General features: G+C 66.9%; 16 protein-coding genes. 5 read left to right on the top strand and 11 right to left on the bottom strand.

The genetic code is table 11. From position 1 onward, the window contains the following. Positions 1 to 17: 17 nt before the first annotated feature. From D7Y61_RS04390 to D7Y61_RS04400, 3 genes are all read right to left on the bottom strand, one after another. Positions 18 to 1,178 (bottom strand): MFS transporter, encoded by a 1,161-nt coding sequence (locus D7Y61_RS04390; protein ID WP_180865262.1) that lies wholly within the window; start codon positions 1,176 to 1,178, stop codon positions 18 to 20. A 242-nt stretch (positions 1,179 to 1,420) separates the two neighbouring features. Then, a complete protein-coding gene (locus tag D7Y61_RS04395) occupies positions 1,421 to 2,170 on the bottom strand; it encodes a TerC family protein (protein ID WP_180865263.1) in 750 nt (249 codons plus the stop codon). A 33-nt stretch (positions 2,171 to 2,203) separates the two neighbouring features. Next, positions 2,204 to 2,599 carry a diacylglycerol kinase gene (locus tag D7Y61_RS04400; protein ID WP_049435654.1) on the bottom strand — a complete coding sequence of 132 codons (396 nt, stop codon included), beginning with the start codon at positions 2,597 to 2,599 and terminating at the stop codon, positions 2,204 to 2,206. Positions 2,600 to 2,811: 212 nt separating this feature from the next. On the opposite strand from D7Y61_RS04400, the gene D7Y61_RS04405 reads away from it, so the two are divergent. Next, entirely contained in the window at positions 2,812 to 3,513 is a 702-nt protein-coding gene (locus D7Y61_RS04405) for an SGNH/GDSL hydrolase family protein (RefSeq protein WP_180865264.1), read from the top strand. A gap of 146 nt (positions 3,514 to 3,659) precedes the next feature. Here D7Y61_RS04405 and D7Y61_RS04410 read toward each other — a convergent pair whose 3' ends face one another. The 3 genes from D7Y61_RS04410 to D7Y61_RS04420 all read right to left on the bottom strand — a co-directional run bounded on the left by D7Y61_RS04410 (position 3,660) and on the right by D7Y61_RS04420 (position 6,533). Further along, positions 3,660 to 4,931, bottom strand: coding sequence for a sensor histidine kinase (locus D7Y61_RS04410; RefSeq protein WP_180865265.1), 1,272 nt, complete (start codon positions 4,929 to 4,931; stop codon positions 3,660 to 3,662). Between the two features lie 156 nt (positions 4,932 to 5,087). Then, positions 5,088 to 5,801 (bottom strand): response regulator transcription factor, encoded by a 714-nt coding sequence (locus tag D7Y61_RS04415; RefSeq protein ID WP_002811889.1) that lies wholly within the window; start codon positions 5,799 to 5,801, stop codon positions 5,088 to 5,090. 87 nt (positions 5,802 to 5,888) lie between these two features. Further along, positions 5,889 to 6,533 carry an arylesterase gene (locus D7Y61_RS04420; protein WP_180865266.1) on the bottom strand — a complete coding sequence of 215 codons (645 nt, stop codon included), beginning with the start codon at positions 6,531 to 6,533 and terminating at the stop codon, positions 5,889 to 5,891. A gap of 75 nt (positions 6,534 to 6,608) precedes the next feature. On the opposite strand from D7Y61_RS04420, the gene D7Y61_RS04425 reads away from it, so the two are divergent. The 3 genes from D7Y61_RS04425 to D7Y61_RS04435 all read left to right on the top strand — a co-directional run bounded on the left by D7Y61_RS04425 (position 6,609) and on the right by D7Y61_RS04435 (position 10,189). Continuing rightward, positions 6,609 to 7,256, top strand: coding sequence for an ABC transporter ATP-binding protein (locus D7Y61_RS04425; RefSeq protein WP_106550129.1), 648 nt, complete (start codon positions 6,609 to 6,611; stop codon positions 7,254 to 7,256). Beyond that, the gene (locus tag D7Y61_RS04430; RefSeq protein ID WP_180865267.1) at positions 7,253 to 9,766 is read left to right on the top strand and encodes an ABC transporter permease; all 2,514 of its coding nucleotides are present in this window, start codon (positions 7,253 to 7,255) and stop codon (positions 9,764 to 9,766) included. The genes D7Y61_RS04425 and D7Y61_RS04430 overlap by 4 nt, the downstream gene beginning before the upstream one ends. A gap of 69 nt (positions 9,767 to 9,835) precedes the next feature. Then, the gene (locus D7Y61_RS04435; protein WP_106550131.1) at positions 9,836 to 10,189 is read left to right on the top strand and encodes a DMT family protein; all 354 of its coding nucleotides are present in this window, start codon (positions 9,836 to 9,838) and stop codon (positions 10,187 to 10,189) included. Between the two features lie 33 nt (positions 10,190 to 10,222). Here the strand turns inward: D7Y61_RS04435 and D7Y61_RS04440 are convergent, their stop codons facing one another. The 5 genes from D7Y61_RS04440 to D7Y61_RS04460 form a co-directional block, all read right to left on the bottom strand. Next, entirely contained in the window at positions 10,223 to 11,158 is a 936-nt protein-coding gene (locus D7Y61_RS04440; RefSeq protein ID WP_180865268.1) for a DUF6607 family protein, read from the bottom strand. Positions 11,159 to 11,231: 73 nt separating this feature from the next. Further along, positions 11,232 to 11,831: a Hemin transport protein gene (locus D7Y61_RS04445; RefSeq protein ID WP_106550134.1), complete on the bottom strand. Its 600-nt coding sequence runs from the start codon at positions 11,829 to 11,831 to the stop codon at positions 11,232 to 11,234. Between the two features lie 4 nt (positions 11,832 to 11,835). Then, positions 11,836 to 14,022, bottom strand: a complete 2,187-nt coding sequence (locus tag D7Y61_RS04450) for a TonB-dependent hemoglobin/transferrin/lactoferrin family receptor (RefSeq protein WP_430543694.1) — start codon at positions 14,020 to 14,022, stop codon at positions 11,836 to 11,838. A 153-nt stretch (positions 14,023 to 14,175) separates the two neighbouring features. Next, the gene (gene hemP, locus D7Y61_RS04455) at positions 14,176 to 14,370 is read right to left on the bottom strand and encodes a hemin uptake protein HemP (protein ID WP_005412278.1); all 195 of its coding nucleotides are present in this window, start codon (positions 14,368 to 14,370) and stop codon (positions 14,176 to 14,178) included. A 285-nt stretch (positions 14,371 to 14,655) separates the two neighbouring features. After that, on the bottom strand, positions 14,656 to 15,627 hold the full coding sequence (locus D7Y61_RS04460; protein WP_180865425.1) for an aldo/keto reductase: 972 nt from the start codon (positions 15,625 to 15,627) through the stop codon (positions 14,656 to 14,658). 193 nt (positions 15,628 to 15,820) lie between these two features. Between D7Y61_RS04460 and D7Y61_RS04465 the strand changes: the two genes are divergently transcribed. Continuing rightward, positions 15,821 to 17,119, top strand: coding sequence for a NupC/NupG family nucleoside CNT transporter (locus D7Y61_RS04465; protein ID WP_180865269.1), 1,299 nt, complete (start codon positions 15,821 to 15,823; stop codon positions 17,117 to 17,119). The last annotated feature ends 10 nt before the right edge of the window (positions 17,120 to 17,129 follow it).

Below are 17,129 nucleotides of genomic sequence, written 5' to 3' on the forward strand. Positions count from 1 at the left end.
GCCGGAATCCCCCCCCCTCAGCAAGCCTCGGCCACCGCAGCGCGCGTCCGACCCAGCCATGCCAGCAGCAATCCCGCCGCCGCCAGCAGGCCACCCGCCACCGGAATGGCCGCATAGCCCAGGCCCAGGCTGATCACCGCCCCGCCCAGCGCAGCCCCCAGCGCATTGCCCAGGTTGAACGCACCGACGTTGATCGACGACGCCAGCCCCGGCGCCTCGCTGGCCGCTTCCATCACCCGGATCTGCAGCGGCGGCACGATGGCGAACGTCGCCGCACCGAACAGCAACACGCCAAGGGCGGCAGTCGCATGGCTCATGAAGGCCAGCGGCAGCACGAACATAAGGATGGCCAGGACGGCAAGCAGGATGCGGGTGGCACCGTCCAGCGACCAGTCGGCCATGCGTCCACCGATGCCGTTGCCGAAGGTGAAGCCGATACCGATCAGCGCCAGCGCCAGCGCAATGAAGGTGTTGGAGGCACCGGTCAACTCGGTCAGCACCGGCGCCACATAGGTGTAGAGGGTGAACATCGCACCCGCGCCAAGCACGGTGGTGGCCATCGCCAGCAGCACCTGCGGCTGCAGTATCGCCTTCATCTCGCGGCGCACGTCCGGGCGCGGTCCCGGTGCCGATGCCGGCAGGGCCAGGCCCAACGCGGTGATCGCCACCACGCCCAGCACCGCGGTGCCAGCGAAAGACAGGCGCCAGCCCAGCTGCTGGCCAACCCAGGTGGCCAACGGCACGCCGCCAATGTTGGCGATGGTCAGGCCCATGAACATGGTGGCCACGGCAGCAGCCTGCTTGTCCTTCGGCACCAGGCTGGCGGCAACCACCGCACCAATGCCAAAGAAGGCACCGTGGTTGAGACTGGTGACCAGCCGCGACAGCAGCAGCAGGCCGTAGTTCGGCGCCAACGCGGACAGCAGGTTGCCCACCACGAAGATCGACATGAGCAGCATCAGCGCGGTGCGCTTGCCGAAACGGCCCATCAGCAGGGTCATCACCGGCGCGCCGAGCATCACGCCGACGGCATAGGCGGTGATCAGCATGCCCGCGGTAGGAATGCCGACGCCCACGCCGTCGGCGATGACCGGCAGCAGGCCCATCGGGGCGAATTCAGTGGTGCCGATGGCGAAGGCGCCGACGGCAAGGGCCAGCAGGGCGGCTCGGGAGTTCATGGGGGTTCCTGGGGGCGGAAACGGGCAGGTGCGTAGCCTGCGCGCTTTGCCGCGGGCGATTAAGCCTCGCACCGGGAAAACACTGTTGATCCGGGTTCACAAGTGGTCGCTGCCCCCATCCCTGTAGAGCCGAGCCCACGCTCGGCTGCCGTACACCGCGGCAAAAGCAGCCGAGCATGGGCTCGGCTCTACAAGGCAGAACGAAGAACCCCCGGCAGCGCCGGGGGTTCGAAGTCAAACGCTTACCAGTCGCCGGCACCCGGCACGTGATGTTCGCGTGCGCGGCGGCGCATCAGCAGGTTCAGCCATTCCACCAGCACCGAGAAGCCCATCGCGGCGTAGATGTAGGGCTTGGGCACGTGCACGTCCAGGCCATCCAGGATCAGCACCGCGCCGATCAGCAGGATGAAGGCCAACGCCAGCATCTTCACGGTCGGGTTGGCATCAATGAAGCGGCCCAGCGGATTGGCGGCCAGCAGCATCACCAGCACCGACAGCAGGATGGCAGCGACCATCACCGGGATGTGGTCGGCGATGCCGACGGCGGTGATCACCGAGTCCAGCGAGAACACGATGTCGATGATGGCGATCTGCAGAATGACCATGCCGAACACGCCCGACGCCTTGCTGGTGGCCGGATTCTCGTCTTCGCCACCGGTGATCAGCTCCTTGATCTCCATGTAGCCCTTGATGATCAGGAACAGGCCGCCAATGATCAGCACCAGATCGCGGATGGAGATGCCCATACCGGCCACGGTGAACAGGTTGGCCGACATGTGTGCCAGATAGGCCAGCGACACCAGCAGCGCGATGCGGGTGATGCACGCCACCGCGATACCGAGCTTGCGTGCGAACGGGCGGCGCTCTTCCGGCAGCTTGCTGACGGCGATGGAAATGAACACCAGGTTGTCGATGCCGAGCACGATTTCCAGCGCGCTGAGGGTGAACAGGGTCACCCAGGCGTTGGGGTCGGCGAGGAACTCAAAGGACATGGAAACTCTTCAGGGCAGTGGGGGAATGAGGGTTCAGCCGTAATTGCCGGCCATGGCGTGCGGGACCACGACCAGCGCCCAGCACAGAAGCACGTTCATCATCAGCACGAAGACCGCCGCCGAGCCCATGTCCTTGGCGCGGCCGGCCAGTTCATGGATCTCGCTGCCGTAGCGCTCGATCACCGCCTCGATGGCCGAGTTGGCCAGTTCCATCGCCAGCACCAGCAGCATCGAGCCGATCAGCAGTGCCCGTTCCACCGGGGTCTGGCCCAGCCAGATCGCGACCGGGGTCAGCAGGATCAGCAGGTAGACCTCCAGCCGGAACGAGGATTCGTGCAGCCAGGCGGCGCGCAGGCCCTGCCAGGACCAGCGGGCGGCCTGGAAGATGCGGCGCGGGCCGCGAGGCAGGTGGCCGAACTGGTCAGCCACGGGAGGAACATCCAGCAACAGGGGCGCGGCGCAGCGACCGCTCAGACGCACGGCAGGGAATCATGGGTGCACAGGGATAGGCAGATGGGCGCCATTTTGCCACAAGGCCGCCAGCCATACCCCCCGCAGCCCGGGCGAATGGCCTGTCAGCGGCAAGCACCGGGCCTGCCGCTGCTCCTATGATGGTTCCCCCTTCCCCGCTGGAGCGCCTGATGTCCCATCGCCGTACCTGCCTGCTGATGCTGGGCCTGCTGGCTGCCGCGCCGCTGGCCCAGGCCCTGGGCCCGACCAGGCCACCGCGCGTGCCCGAGCAGGTTTCCAACGTGGCCTGGGCCGGCGACATGGCCCGCTTCGCTAGTGCTGACCAGGCCAACCCGCCGCCGCGCGGTGGCATCGAGTTCATCGGCAGCTCCTCCATCCGCTACTGGGAGAGCCTGGCCACCGACTTCCCCGGCCAGCCGGTGTTCAACCGCGGCTTCGGCGGTTCGGAAGTACGAGACAGCACCTGGTACGCGGACCGCATCGTCGTGCCGTATGCGCCGTGCAAGGTGTTCTTCTATGCCGGCGACAACGACCTCAACAGCGGCCGCAGCGCCGTGCAGGTGCGTGACGACGTGGTCGCCTTCGTGCAGCGCGTGCATCGCGACCTGCCGAAGACCAAGGTGGAGTACCTGTCGATCAAGCCGAGCCCGTCGCGTGCGCACCTGCTGCCGGCGATCAACGAGGCCAACACACTGATCAAGGCTGCCCTGGCCAAGCTGCCCAATACCGGTTTCACCGACATCTACACGCCGATGCTGGGTGCCGACGGCCAGCCGGATGCGAAGCTGTTCCGCGAGGACATGCTGCACATGACCCCGGCCGGCTATGCGATCTGGACCAGGGCGGTGGCGCCGAAGGTCAACTGCGGCTGAGGAAGGACTGTGCCGGCGGGTGCCATGCGCACGCATTCCGGTGGATGCCAACCTCGGTTGGCATGCGGCATCCGCGTGCATCCCATTGAAAGCGCCGACCAAGGTCGGCCTCCACCAGAGCAGAATCGTCCCGGCAGATCGCCGTGTCAGCGGAAGATGACGGTCGCCTCAGTACCCTGGCCCGGCTCGCTGGCCAGGCTGACCTTCCAGCCGAAGCGGTCGCACAGGCGGCGCACGATCGACAGGCCCAGGCCGGTGCCCTGCGGGCGGCTCGGCTCAGCACGGTAGAACGGCTCGAACGCCCGCGCCAGCGCTTCGGCGGACATGCCGATGCCGGTATCCCGCACCACCACCCGGTCATTGTGCACATGCACGTCGATGCGCCCTTCGTCTGTGTAGCTGCAGGCGTTACGCACCAGGTTGCTGACCACCACCTGCAGCACCCGTGGCGGTGCATGCAGCTGTACCGGGCCATCGCTGTGCAGATGCACCGACAGCGGACGCGACGCCAGCAGTTCGTTGGCGTTGTCCACCTCATAGCGGACGATGTCGTTGACGTCGAACAGCTCGATCTGCGGTTCGACGTCGGCCTCACGGGCCAGGATCAGGAACGCATCGATCACCGCTTCCATGTCGCGGCCAGCCCGCTGGATGCGCTGCAGGCTGCGGCGCAGGCGCGGCTGCAGGGTCTCATCGCCCAGCGCCATGTCGCTGGCAACCCGGATGACGGTCAGCGGCGTGCGTAGTTCATGGCTGGCATCACGGGTGAAGTTGCGCTCGCGCGCGACGTGCGCGCTGACCCGGTTGGCCAGTGAATGCAGCGCGGCCGCCAGCTGCCGGGTCTCACCCTGCATGTCGGCGGGCAGCTTGTTCGGCTCCAGGTCAGCCGCCTCGGGGTGGCCCGGGTCCCAGCGCGAGACGCGCCGTGCCAGCCAGTTCACAGGCGACACCAGACGCTTGGACGCGCGGTAGGTCACCCAGCTGGCGCCATACACCGCCAGCAGGGTCAACAGCACTGGCACGATGCCGAACCAGAACGCGAGCATCTCCGCGCGTGAGCGCAGGAACACCAGGTACAGGCGACCGGCCGGGCGTACATCGACCAGTACCAGCTGGTCGTCCTTGGGCAGTTCGTGGAAGCCGGGCTCCAGATTGCGCAGGTTGGCCGGCAACGACAGTGCCGACTGCCCGCTTTCCAGCAGATAGCCGCGGATGTTCTGGGTATTGGGCGGTGGCTGCACCGGCGACGCCTCGTGCAGCGTCCAGTAGTACGCCGCCTCCTCGCGCAGGGCCGCGCCCACCAGACTGTGCTTGATCACCAGCGACACCAGCCACGCGCCCAGCAGAATGCCCAGGCTGGCCAGCACTGCCTGCAGGATGAAGGCGATACGGATCTTGCGCGGCAGGCCGTGCGGCATTGCGGGGTCCTGGTCAGAGCGCTGCGATTATAGGCAGCGCGCCACGCCGTGCGGGTGCATGGACGATGACCGGCGGCAATGCCGACCGGTCATGCCCTGCCCTCGTACGTGGCCATCCCCCGGCCGGGCGTGCTGCTGCACCGGCGCGGGTCCTGCTCAGGCCATCGGCTGGGCGATGTCGGCAATGCGATAGCCGGCACTCTGCACCGTGTGCAGCAGCGGACGGTCGAACGGCTTGTCGATGATCTTGCGCAGGTTGTACAGGTGGCTGCGCAGCGTGTCCGAATCCGGCAGGCCGTTGCCCCAGATCTCGCGTTCGATCTCCTGGCGGGTGACCACGCGCGGCGATTCGCGCATCAGGATGGTCAGCAGGCGCAGGCCGATCGGCGAAAGCTGCAGCTCGGTACCGGCGCGGGTGGCACGCATGCTGACCGGGTCGAGCACCAGGTCGGCCACCTTCAGCACTTCCGAACCGACCTGGCGACGTTCGCGACGGATCAGCGCGCGCAGGCGGGCTTCCAGCTCCTGGATCGCAAACGGCTTGGTCAGGTAGTCATCGGCACCGAAACCCAGGCCGGTGAGCTTGTCGTCCAGCGTGTCGCGTGCCGTAAGCATCAGCACCGGCGTGGACTTGCGCGCATCGTTGCGCAGGCGACGGCACACTTCGATGCCATCCAGGCGCGGCAGCATCAAGTCGAGCACCACGACGTCATAGCTGTTTTCCGCTGCAAGGCGGTAGCCATCCAGGCCGTCCTGTGCATAGTCGACTTCGAAGCCGCGACCTTCCAGGTATTCCCCGATCATCTCGGAGATGTTGCGGTTGTCTTCGACCACCAGCACCAAGCCGGAGGTCTCCTTCGTCTGACGCATGTGATTCCCTCTAACTTCAGCTTTGTGAAACATGCCGGATCGACGGTGGACGTGATGTGAAGTTCCGTCAAGAGGAAATCAAACGGTTCAGAGCAGTGGCCTGAGCAGCGGCCAGACATTGTCGAGAACCTTCGGCTGCGCCTGTGCGGTGGGATGCAGGCCGTCAGCCTGCATCATGCCCGGCTGCAGCGCCACGCCCTCCAGCAGGAAGGGCAGCAGCGGCACCCTGTACTGCGTGGCCAGAGCCTTGTACGCCGCAGCCAGGCGCTGGCGGTAGGCGGGCCCGTAGTTGGGCGGCACATCGATGCCCAGCAGCAGTACCTTGGCGCCGGCCTTCTGGCTGGCCTGCACCATTTTCTCCAGGTTGCCCTGCACCTGGGCCGGGGTCAGCCCGCGCAGTGCGTCGTTGCCGCCCAACGCGATCACCACCACCGTCGGCTTCTCTTTTGCCAGCAACCCGGGCAGGCGCGTCAACGCGCCGGCAGTGGTCTCCCCGCTCATGCTGGCATTGACGATGCGCGCCGGGGTTTTCGACTGCTGCCTGACCCGCTGCTGCAGCAGGCTGACCCAGCCGGCGTCGGCGGGGATATTGTGGGCAGCACTGAGACTGTCGCCGAGCACCAGCACGGTGCCGGCCGGACCTTTGGCACAGGCCAGCCCCGGCAACAGCAGGAACGCTAGCAGCAGCACCATCATCGCGCCGGCTCGCCGGCCCCATCCCGTCTTGCGCATTGGAGTCTCCTCATCGACAGCCTGTCCCCCCGCAGCGCGCCCGTCGCCATCGCCGTCGACCAGGTCGGCAAATCCGTGCAGGGCCCGGAGGGTGAAGTCCACATACTGGACAACATCACCCTGACCGTCCATGAAGGCACCAGCGTGGCCATCGTCGGCGCCTCCGGTTCCGGCAAGACCACCCTGCTCGGCCTGCTGGCCGGACTGGACCTGCCCAGCCGCGGGCATATCGCGCTGGCGGGCCAGGACCTGGGCCAGCTTGACGAGGAAGCACGCGCCCAGCTGCGCGCGCGCGAGGTCGGCTTCGTGTTCCAGAGCTTCCACCTGCTGCCGGCGCTGACCGCTGCCGAGAATGTCGCGTTGCCACTGGAACTGGCCGGGCGCGAGGATCGGGCGCGGGTCGATGAAGTGCTGGCCCAGGTCGGCCTCTCCCATCGCGCCCGTCACTACCCGCGCCAGCTGTCCGGTGGCGAGCAGCAGCGCGTGGCACTGGCGCGTGCCTTCGTCACCCGTCCGCGCATCCTGTTCGCCGACGAACCGACCGGCTCGCTGGACCACGCCACCGGCCAGCACATCAGCGACCTGCTGTTCGAGTTGAACGCAGGCAGCGGCACCACCCTGGTGCTGGTCACCCACGACCTGCGCCTGGCCCAGCGCTGCCAGTACATCCATCGCATCGACGACGGCCGGCTGCTGCCGGTTGAACATGGGGCCCAGGCATGAACCTGCTGCGGCACGCGTGGCGCGCGCTGCGTCGCGAAGCCCTGGCCGGCGACCTGCTCACCGTGTTTGCTGCGCTGGTGCTGGGCGTCGCGGTGATGACTGCGGTCGGCACGCTCGTGAACCGGGTCAACCTGGCGCTGACCGGTAGCGCGGCGGAGATGCTTGGCGGCGACCTCGGCATTGCCGGGCGCGATGATCCGTCCCAGGCATTCGCCGACGAGGCACAACGGCGTGGACTGGCCTACACCCGCATCACCAGTTTCGGCAGCGTGCTGTTCAACGGCGATGCCAGCCAGATGGCCAGCATCAAGGCGGTGCAGGCCGGCTATCCGCTGCGCGGCACGCTGCGGGTACGGGCCACGCCCGGTGGCGCGCTGATCGCCAACGCCGGCATGCCGCCCAAGGGCCAGGCCTATGCCGACCCGCGCCTGCTGCAGGGGCTGGGCTTGAAGGCCGGCGATGATCTCGAGTTCGGCGCCGGCACGCTGCGCATCACCGGCATCATCGAGGCCGAACCGGATACCGATGGCGACCTGCTGACGCTCTCCCCCACCCTGCTGGTCAACCGCGCCGATGTGGAAGGCACGGGACTGCTTGGCCCAGGCAGCCGCATCAACTACCGGCTGATGTTTGCAGGACCGGCAGGACAGGTCGCTTCCCTGCGTGAGTGGCTGCTGCCACAGGTGAAGGGCCTGCGCCTGCTGAGCGTGGATGACACCCAGCGCGGCGTACGCCAGGCCTTCGATCTGGCCGGCCGCTTCCTCGGCCTGAGCGCGCTGCTGGCGGTGCTGCTGGCGGGCGTGGCCACCGCATTGGCGGCCAACCGCTTCGCCCTGCGCCGCATCGACCAAGTGGCGATTCTGCGCTGCCTCGGTGCGCGCCAGCGCGACATCCTGCTTGGCCTGGCACTGCAGCTGCTGATGCTGGCGGTACCGGCCTGTGCGCTTGGCATCGGCCTGGGCATGGCCGCGCAGGAAGGGCTGGTACAGGTGCTGGGCAGCCTGGTGCCGCAGCGCCTGCCGCTGCCCGAGGCAATGCCTGCGCTGACCGGTGCCGGCATCGGGCTGTTGCTGCTGTTCGGCTTCGGCCTGCCCCCGCTGCTGCGCCTGCGCGGGGTGCCGCCGATGCGGGTGCTCAACCGTTCCTTCGCCGCCCTGCCGCCGGCCTCGCTGCTGGCCTATGTGGCCGCGCTGGGGGTGAGCCTGTTGCTGGCGGTGCAGGTCACCGGTGACCTCAAGCTGGCGCTGTGGGTGCTGGGTGGCCTGGCCGCGCTGGCGCTGGCGGCCGGTGTGGTCGGCTTCGTGCTGCTGCAGTTGATGCGCGGCCTGCAGCATCGCCTGCATGGCAACTGGCGACTGGGCCTGGCCGCACTGACCCGGCGCCGGCTGCTGGCGGTGATGCAGCTGGTCGGGCTGTCGCTGTCGCTGTGCGCGCTGTTGCTGCTGGCGGTGACCGGCCCCGGCCTGCTTCAGCAGTGGCGCGAGCGGCTGCCGGCAGACACGCCGAACTACTTCCTGATCAACATCCAGCCCGAACAGCGCGACAGCGTGCTGGCAACGCTGCGCGGGCTGGGTGCCAATGACGCCAGCATCGAACCGATGGCCACCGGGCGCCTGATCGCCATCAACGGCAAGCCGCCCCTGCGGGTGGACCGCGAGCCCGGACAGGACGGGCAACCGGCGCAGGGCGGCCAGCGCGAAGACGATGACGAGGACCGGCCACTGAATTTCAGCTGGCGCAGCACCTTCCCGCCGGCCAATACGCTGGTCAATGGCTCGTTCTGGAAAGCCGACAGCACCGCACCGGAAGCCTCGGTGGAGATCGGCTGGGCCAAACGCTACGGCGTGCATCCGAGCGACCGCATCACCATTGCGGTGGGCGAGCAGGAGCGCGAATTCACCGTCACCAGCGTGCGCAAGGCGGACTGGAACACCTTCCGGCCCAATTTCTTCGTGCTGTTGAACCCGAATGCGGTGGGCGACACCCCGCACAACCTGCTGTCGGCGTTCCACCTGCCGGCCGGCAAGGCAGCCGGACTGGGCGAGCTGGTACGCGCGCAGCCCAACCTGTCGCTGCTGGACGTGGACGCGGTGATCTCGCAGGTGCGCGATGTGATGGAACGGGTGGCACAGGCGGTGCAGCTGGTGATGGTGTTCAGCCTGCTGGCTGGTGTGCTGGTGCTGCTGGCCGCGCTGCAGGCCACCGCAGGCGAACGCCGTTACGACAGCGCGGTGCTGCGCACGCTGGGCGCGACCCGGCGCCAGCTGCGCGGTGCGGTCCTGGTCGAGTTTGGCGCACTGGGCACGCTGGCCGCGTTGCTTGCGGTGGGTGCGGCCGCGGCCATCGGCGTGGCGGTCTCGCAGAAGGTGTTCGAGCTGCCGTTGCTGCCACCCTGGCCAGGCCTGCTGCTGGGCGGCGTGGTCGGCATCGGGTTGAGCCTGCTGGCCGGCTGGTGGGGCACCCGGCGCATCCTGCACACCTCGCCGGCGCTGGCCCTGCGCGAGGCCTGACGCGGCCGTGACACGCACCGGGGGGCGCCAGCGCTATGCTGCGCGCCCCAATCCCACGAGATCACCCGGATGCCCGGCACGTCGTTCGCCGCCTATCTGTACCCGGTGTTGCTGCTGCTCGGCAGCAACATCTTCATGACCTTCGCCTGGTACGGGCACCTGAAGTACAAGAGCGCGCCGTTGATGACGGTGATCCTGGTCAGCTGGGGCATCGCCTTCTTCGAGTACTGCCTGCAGGTGCCGGGCAACCGGCTGGGCAGCGCGGTGTACTCGGCGCCGCAGCTGAAGGGCATGCAGGAGGTGATCACGCTGCTGGTGTTCGCGGTGTTCTCCGCGTTCTATCTGGGCCAGCCGCTGAAGTGGAACCACTACGCCGCGTTCGGGTTGATCGTGGCGGCGGCGTTTCTGATGTTCAAGGAATGACTGCATCCACGCATGGTGTGGATGCAGTGCCAATCAACCTTCCTTCGGCGCCTTTTCCACGTACTTGGCGAACACTTCGTCGATCTGCGCGTCCTTCACCTTCTTGCCGGCCTGGATCTCTTCGGCCTGGGTGAACATCGGGATGATCATCGCCATGCCGTCGATCTTGGTCTTCAGGTGCACGCCCGGGGCCCGGCCGAGGAAGCCGTCCCAGCGCTGGCGCACCTTGGCCCAGTAGCCGGCGGTGGCCTTCCAGTAGTTGCGCGCCGGGGTGAAGTCCACCTCGGTGGTCTTCACGTAATCGTTGAAGCCGAACTCGCGCGCGATCTCCACCTGGCTGCCATCGGCGTTGCGCTGCACCTTGGTGTTGAACTGCTCGTGCGTCCAGCCGTTCGGGGTGAGCGTGTGGCGGTTGACCACGGCCAGCGCGTTGTAGTCGCTGCGCTTGGTGTATTCGCGGCGCGGCAACGGGCGCCAGCTGATGTCGCTGGTCCAGGTCGGCACGTTGTTGTCGTAGGTCCAGGTGCCGGTGCCGCAGTAGCGCGGCGCGTCGCTCACCTCGTAGACGCACTGGGTCCACGCGCCCTGGTTGATGGCCGCCGGAATCGTGCGTACCTGCCAGGTCTGGTCGGCGCTGAACTCGAAGCGGTTCGGCGCTTCGTACACCCAATCCTGGCGCCAGTGCTTGGTGATGTGACCGCTCTTCTCGTCCAGCAGCAGGTGCTGCAGCACGATGCGCTTCGGGGTGTCCTCCACCACGATGACCACTTCGTTGCCGCCGCTGCGCATCGCCGGCGCGCGCTCGTAGCCCGGCTTCAGCAGCACGGTTTCGTCGAAGGCGAAATCCACGGTGTACTCGCCCTGCATGGCCAGGATGCTGTCATGGTCGCGGGCGATGTCGGAGGGCTGCGCGCTGGCCACGCCGCTGGCGGCGAGCAACAGCAGGACGCTGGCTGTCTGGAACTTCATCGGGGTCTTCCTTCGGGGTTGCAGGTTCGTTGAGAGGCCATCCGTGGCCGTCGGGCGTTCCATCAGAAAAGGATCAGAGGCGGATCAGCGGCAGGTCGCCGGGAATCCGTGGTGCCGGCCGGCGCGCGGCGTCGGCACAGCAGCAGTCGTCGATGGCCAGCTCGCCCTCGGCGCCTTCCAGGCGGGCGATGCGGCGTGCGGTGGCCGCGCCCAGCGACGACAGCGTCGACAGGCTGGCCGCCAGGGTGCGGCCATCATCGGCGGCATGCAGGCGCAGCGCACACAGGCGCCAGCGCTGGCCGCCGAGATGACCGGCCAGGCGCCGCCAGAGGCGTTCGCCGACACTGCCGTCGCTGTCGTGCTGCGGGCCCGGCGGCAACGCCGCCACCAACCGGTCCCAGGCCAGGAAATCGCTGTCCGGCAGCAGGTACAGGCGCCACACGCAGCGGCCACGGCCGTCAAGGAAGCACAGGCTTTCGCGCAGGCCCTCGCTGTCCACGCCCTGGCAGGCATGCACGCGCACCGCCTGGCGCCAGCCGCCCAGCTCGTTGCCGTCGGCGTGGTAGAGACACAACACGGTGCCAAGCGTGGCCAGCTGTGCCGGGGTCGGCCACGCCGCGCGGTGTGGCGCGGCGATGGAGTCATTCCTGCGTGCGGACAGTGCTCGGCTCATGAGGTCACCAGGAAACGGCAAGGCTGGCGGAGAAGGTGCGGCCCGGGCTGGTGTAGCGATCCAGCACGCGGCTGGTCGGCGACAGCGTCGAACCCACGTTGGACCAATCGATGTAGCGTTTGTCGCCCAGGTTGAACACGCCTACGTTGAAGGTCGCACCAGGGGCGAAGTTCCAATGTGCCATCAGGTCGGCCACGCCATAGCCGGCCGGGCGGAACGCCGTGGCCGAGGCGACGCGGTCCTTGCGCTTGACGAAGGTGCCGGCCAGTTCGACACCCCAGGCATCGGTGTCGTACATCAGGCCGACGGTGCCGCGCAGCGGGTCGACCGAATCCAGCGGGGTGTCCTCGGTCTTGTTGTCGCCGCGCGACCAGGCCACGGAACTGCGCAGTGCCCAGCCCTGCAGGGTCGGGCTGATCTGGCCGAAGTCGACACCGGCTTTCAGTTCAGCGCCGTAGATGCGGGCGTCGGCGATGTTGCGCGACTGGAACACCATCAGGCCCTGCGCATTGGTGCCGACCAGCGACTGCGACTCGATGAAGTCCTTGTACTCGTTGTAGTAGCCGCTGACGCTGACGTAGGCAGCCGGCGACAGGAAGCGCAGGCCCAGTTCCATGCCATCACTGGTTTCCGGCTTCAGGTCCGGATTGGGAATGGCCGTGTAGCCGAAGGCGAAGTTGGTGAAGCCGAGATTGACGTCGTTGTACGGCGGCGAGCGGAAGCCGTGCGAGTAACCGGCGAACAACGACCATTGGTCGGCGAAGCGATAGACCATGCCGAGCTTGGGGGAGACGCTGGTCTTGGTCAGCTTCGCCACCGGCACGCCGGGATTGTCCTCGGCGAAGATGTTGTCCACCTCCGGCTTCAGCTCGTAGCGGTCCACGCGCACGCCCGGCACCAGCGACAGCTTGCCGCCGGCCATGCGCATTTCATCCTGTGCGTACAGTCCCAGCTCGGTGGTCTTGCTGATCGGGAAATCGCGTACCGGGAACGCATCGGGCAGGATGGTGGTGCTGGTCTGGCCGTTGGCCAGTACCTGGAAACCATCGCGCTTCTGGCGGATCTCGGTGCGCGTACCCTCGAAGCCATAGGTCAGTGCGTGCTCGACGCTGCCGGTGTTGAAGGCCTTGTTGAACTGCGCCTGCAGGCCATACACGCGCTGGTCGAAATTGAACTCGCGGTGGCGGCGGCTGCGGTTGGCACGGTCCTCATCGGTGACCTGGGTGGTTTCGCTGTGCTGGGTATACAGCTGCCAGTGCAGGCTGTCGGCGAAGCCCTTGTCCAGCGCATCCATTTCGTGCGCGAACGACACGCGGGCGCGGTTCTGCTTGTCGCGCGCCTTCATGCCGGTGGTGGTGGTGCGGTCGATCGAAGACAGCACGTTGGTCTCGGTCTTGTCTTCGTTGCCTTCCACGGTCAGGCGGAAGCGCTGGTCCTCGCTCGGCGCATACACCAGCTTGGCCAGGCCGCTGCGACCGTCGCGGTCCTGCGGATTGGGGGCGGTGCGGGTGTTGTCGTTGCTGCGCACATCACCCTTGTTGTCGGTTTCCTGGCCCTGGCGATGGTTGATGTTGACCATGCCGCTCCAGTGGTCGCCGCCGAACGCCGTGGTGACACCGCCGAGCAGGCCCTTCCATTCACCGTCGTAGCCGAACTTCAGGCCGACGTAGCTGTCCTTGCCATCCTTCAGGTAATCGGCCGGATCCTTGGTGACGAAGGCGACCACGCCGCCCAGCGCATCGGACCCGTACAGCGAGCTGGCCGGGCCACGCACGATCTCCACGCGCTTGAGCGTGTCCAGATCGGTGAAGTTGCGGTTGGCATTGGAGAACGAGCCGATGTTGAAGCTGGTCGGCATCGCGATGCCATCGGTCTGCACCCGCACGCGGTTGCCGTCCAGGCCACGGATACGGATGCTGCCCAGGCCGAAGCGCGCCGCACTGCGGCTGACCGACAGGCCCGGCTCGTAGCGCAGCAGATCCTTGATGTCCTGCACCAGGTGCCGGTCCATCTGCTCACGGTCGATGACGTCCACGGTGGCCGCCACGTCGCTCACGGCCCGCTCGGTGCGGGTGGCGGTGACCTGCACCCGATCGAATTCGCGCGCGTCGGGTGCGGCAGTGGCAGCAGCGTGGGCGGACAGCGGCAGCGCCATCCAGACAGCAAGGCAAAGGGCGGTATGGCGAGTCATCGGGTTCGTTCGGTCAGGCAGGGGAACCCCCGGTTACCGGCACACCCGGAAGGTGCACGCGGTAGACCGAGGGGGAGAGAGCGGGAGCGGACGGGTCGCCCACCCTGTCGGCGCAGCCGGCAGGAGGGAGGGAGGCAGGCGACCAGGCCGCGATTACTTGGTCAGGATCAGCTTGTCGTTGCTGGTGTGCCGCAGGCGATAGAAGCGGTCGCCGTGCTGGATCAGGATTTCACGACGGCCCTTGAGCAGGGCTTCGCTGTCGATGACCTCTTCCGGCGGAACGACGCGGACCGGACGATCGCGGAGGGTCAGCGTTTCGGGGCGCAGCAGTACAGGTTGAGCATTCATGAGCATCTGGACTCGTGCGAGGGACGATTTAAATGATAATGATTCTCAGTTGACAATCAACAACCATTCTCAATTTGATTGATGAGATTAATGATCGAATTCTGAAATTCGATAGATTCCGTCAATCAAATGGTGACGCAGGTGTGTAGAGTCGACTGTCAGTCGACTGCTGATGCTCGAAGCAGTCGGCTATTCGAAGCAGTCGACCAACAGTCGACTCTACCGTTCCCGTTCCTGCCTGTTCCCGTTCCCTCGGCCAAGCCGGCCCGACCGAGGCCCCGGGGTTCAGGCGAAGACGGCTTCGACCTCGGCCCAGCCCGCCGCATCAACCTTCTCCACCACATCCAGCGCCTGCAGGTTCTGCAGCAGCTGGCTGACCCGGCTGGCGCCGAGGATCACACTGGAGACATTCGGGTTGCGCAGGCACCAGGCGATGGCCAGCGTGGCCGGGACCTGCCCCAGCACGCGTGCCACCTCGCTGAAACGGCGTACCTGAGCCAGGCGGGCCTCGGCGTCGGCCCCCAGCACCAGGTCCTGCAACCACTCCATGCCTTCGCGCCCCAGCCGTGCATCGGCCGGGATGCCCTGGTCGTACTTGCCGGTGAGCAGGCCCGAGGCCAGCGGCGAAAAGATGGTGGTGCCCAGCCCGGCGCGGGCATACAGCGGCGCGTACTCGACCTCGACCCGCTCGCGGTGCAGCAGGTTGTACTGCGGCTGCTCCATCGAGGGGCCCTGCAGGTTGTGCGCCTCGGCAATGTCCAGCGCCTGCTGGATCTGTGCCGCCGACCATTCCGAGGTACCCCAGTAAAGGATCTTGCCCTGGCGCACCAGGGTATCCATGGCATGCACGGTCTCGGCGATCGGCGCGTCCGGATCCGGGCGGTGGCAGTAATAAAGGTCCAGGTACTCCACCCGCAGGCGCTTGAGCGCGGCGTGGCAGGCGTCGGTCACGTGCTTGCGCGACAGCCCGCGCTGGGTCGGCCGCGGGTCCTTGGCGCTGCCGAAGAACACCTTGCTGGACACGCAGAAACCGTCGCGCGGCAGCCGCAGATCGGTGATCACGTCACCCATGACCTGTTCGGCACGGCCGTTGGCATAACCTTCGGCGTTGTCGAAGAAGTTGACGCCATGATCCCAGGCGGCGGCCACCAGGTTGCGGGCCTCATTGCGCGGAACCTGATCGCCGAAGGTCACCCAGGCGCCGAAGGACAGGGCGGAAATCGGCAGGCCGGTGGAGCCCAGGCGACGGTAGTGCATGCAAATCTCCTGCTGCGGGCCCGCATCCGGGCCGGGATCGATCCCCATTCTACCTGCCGCCACCGGCCGCAAGCCCTTGCCGTTGCTGGCCTGATCGGTACCGATGGGCGCGCGCACGCTGCTTTTCCTTGCCCCCGCCCCGGCCCTGCACTAGGCTTCCCGTTTTTCGCGACGCCCTAGGGGAGTCACTCACATGGTCGAAGGTTTGGGCAGGATCGGCTTCGGCCTGTTCGGGTTGGCGGTGCTGATCGGCATCACCTGGTTGTTTTCCAATAACAAGCGTGCGGTTGACTGGAAGCTGGTTGCTACCGGTATCACCCTGCAGATCGCCTTTGCGGCGCTGGTGATCCTGGTACCGGGCGGGCGCGACGTGTTCGACGCGCTGGGCCACGGCTTCGTCAAGGTGCTGAGCTTCGTCAACGAAGGCTCGAAGTTCATCTTCGGCTCGCTGATGGACACCCAGAACTACGGCTTCATCTTCGCCTTCCAGGTGCTGCCGACCATCATCTTCTTCTCCGCGCTGATGGGCGTGATGTACCACCTCAACGTCATGCAGGCGATCGTGCGCGTGATGGCGTGGGCGATCACCAAGGTGATGCGCGTCTCCGGTGCGGAAACCACCAGCGTCTGCGCCAGCGTGTTCATCGGCCAGACCGAAGCACCGCTGACCGTGCGCCCGTACATCGCCAAGATGACCCAGTCCGAACTGCTGACCATGATGATCGGCGGCATGGCACACATCGCCGGTGGCGTGCTGGCGGCCTACGTGGGCATGCTCGGCGGCGGCGATCCGGTGCAGCAGGCCTTCTACGCCAAGCACCTGCTCGCAGCCAGCATCATGGCTGCGCCGGCCACCCTGGTCGTGGCCAAGCTGCTGATTCCGGAAACCGGCACCCCGCTCACCCGCGGCACGGTCAAGATGGAAGTGGAGAAGACCTCCAGCAACATCATCGACGCGGCCGCGGCCGGCGCCGGTGACGGCCTGAAGCTGGCGCTGAACATCGGTGCGATGCTGCTGGCCTTCATCGCCCTGATCGCCCTGCTGAATGCTCCGCTGACCTGGTTCGGCGAAGTGACCGGCCTGGCCACGATGATCGGCAAGCCGACCAACCTGTCCACCATCTTCGGCTACGTGCTGGCCCCGATCGCCTGGGTGATCGGCACGCCGTGGGCCGATGCCACCACCGTCGGTTCGCTGATCGGCCAGAAGGTCGTGATCAACGAGTTCGTCGCCTACACCGAGCTGTCGCAGATCGTGAACGGCCAGGTGGCCGGCGTCACCCTGTCCAACGAAGGTCGCTTGATCGCCACCTACGCACTGTGCGGCTTTGCCAACTTCAGCTCGATCGCCATCCAGATCGGCGGCATCGGCGGCCTGGCCCCGGAACGTCGCCACGATCTGGCCAAGTTCGGCCTGCGCGCGGTGCTGGGCGGTACCATTGCCACCTTCATGACGGCGACCATCGCCGGCGTGCTGACGCACTTCAGTTGAACCCTTGGTT

The sequence above is a fragment of the Stenotrophomonas maltophilia genome, assembly GCF_013464485.1.
GTDB lineage: Bacteria > Pseudomonadota > Gammaproteobacteria > Xanthomonadales > Xanthomonadaceae > Stenotrophomonas > Stenotrophomonas maltophilia_AW.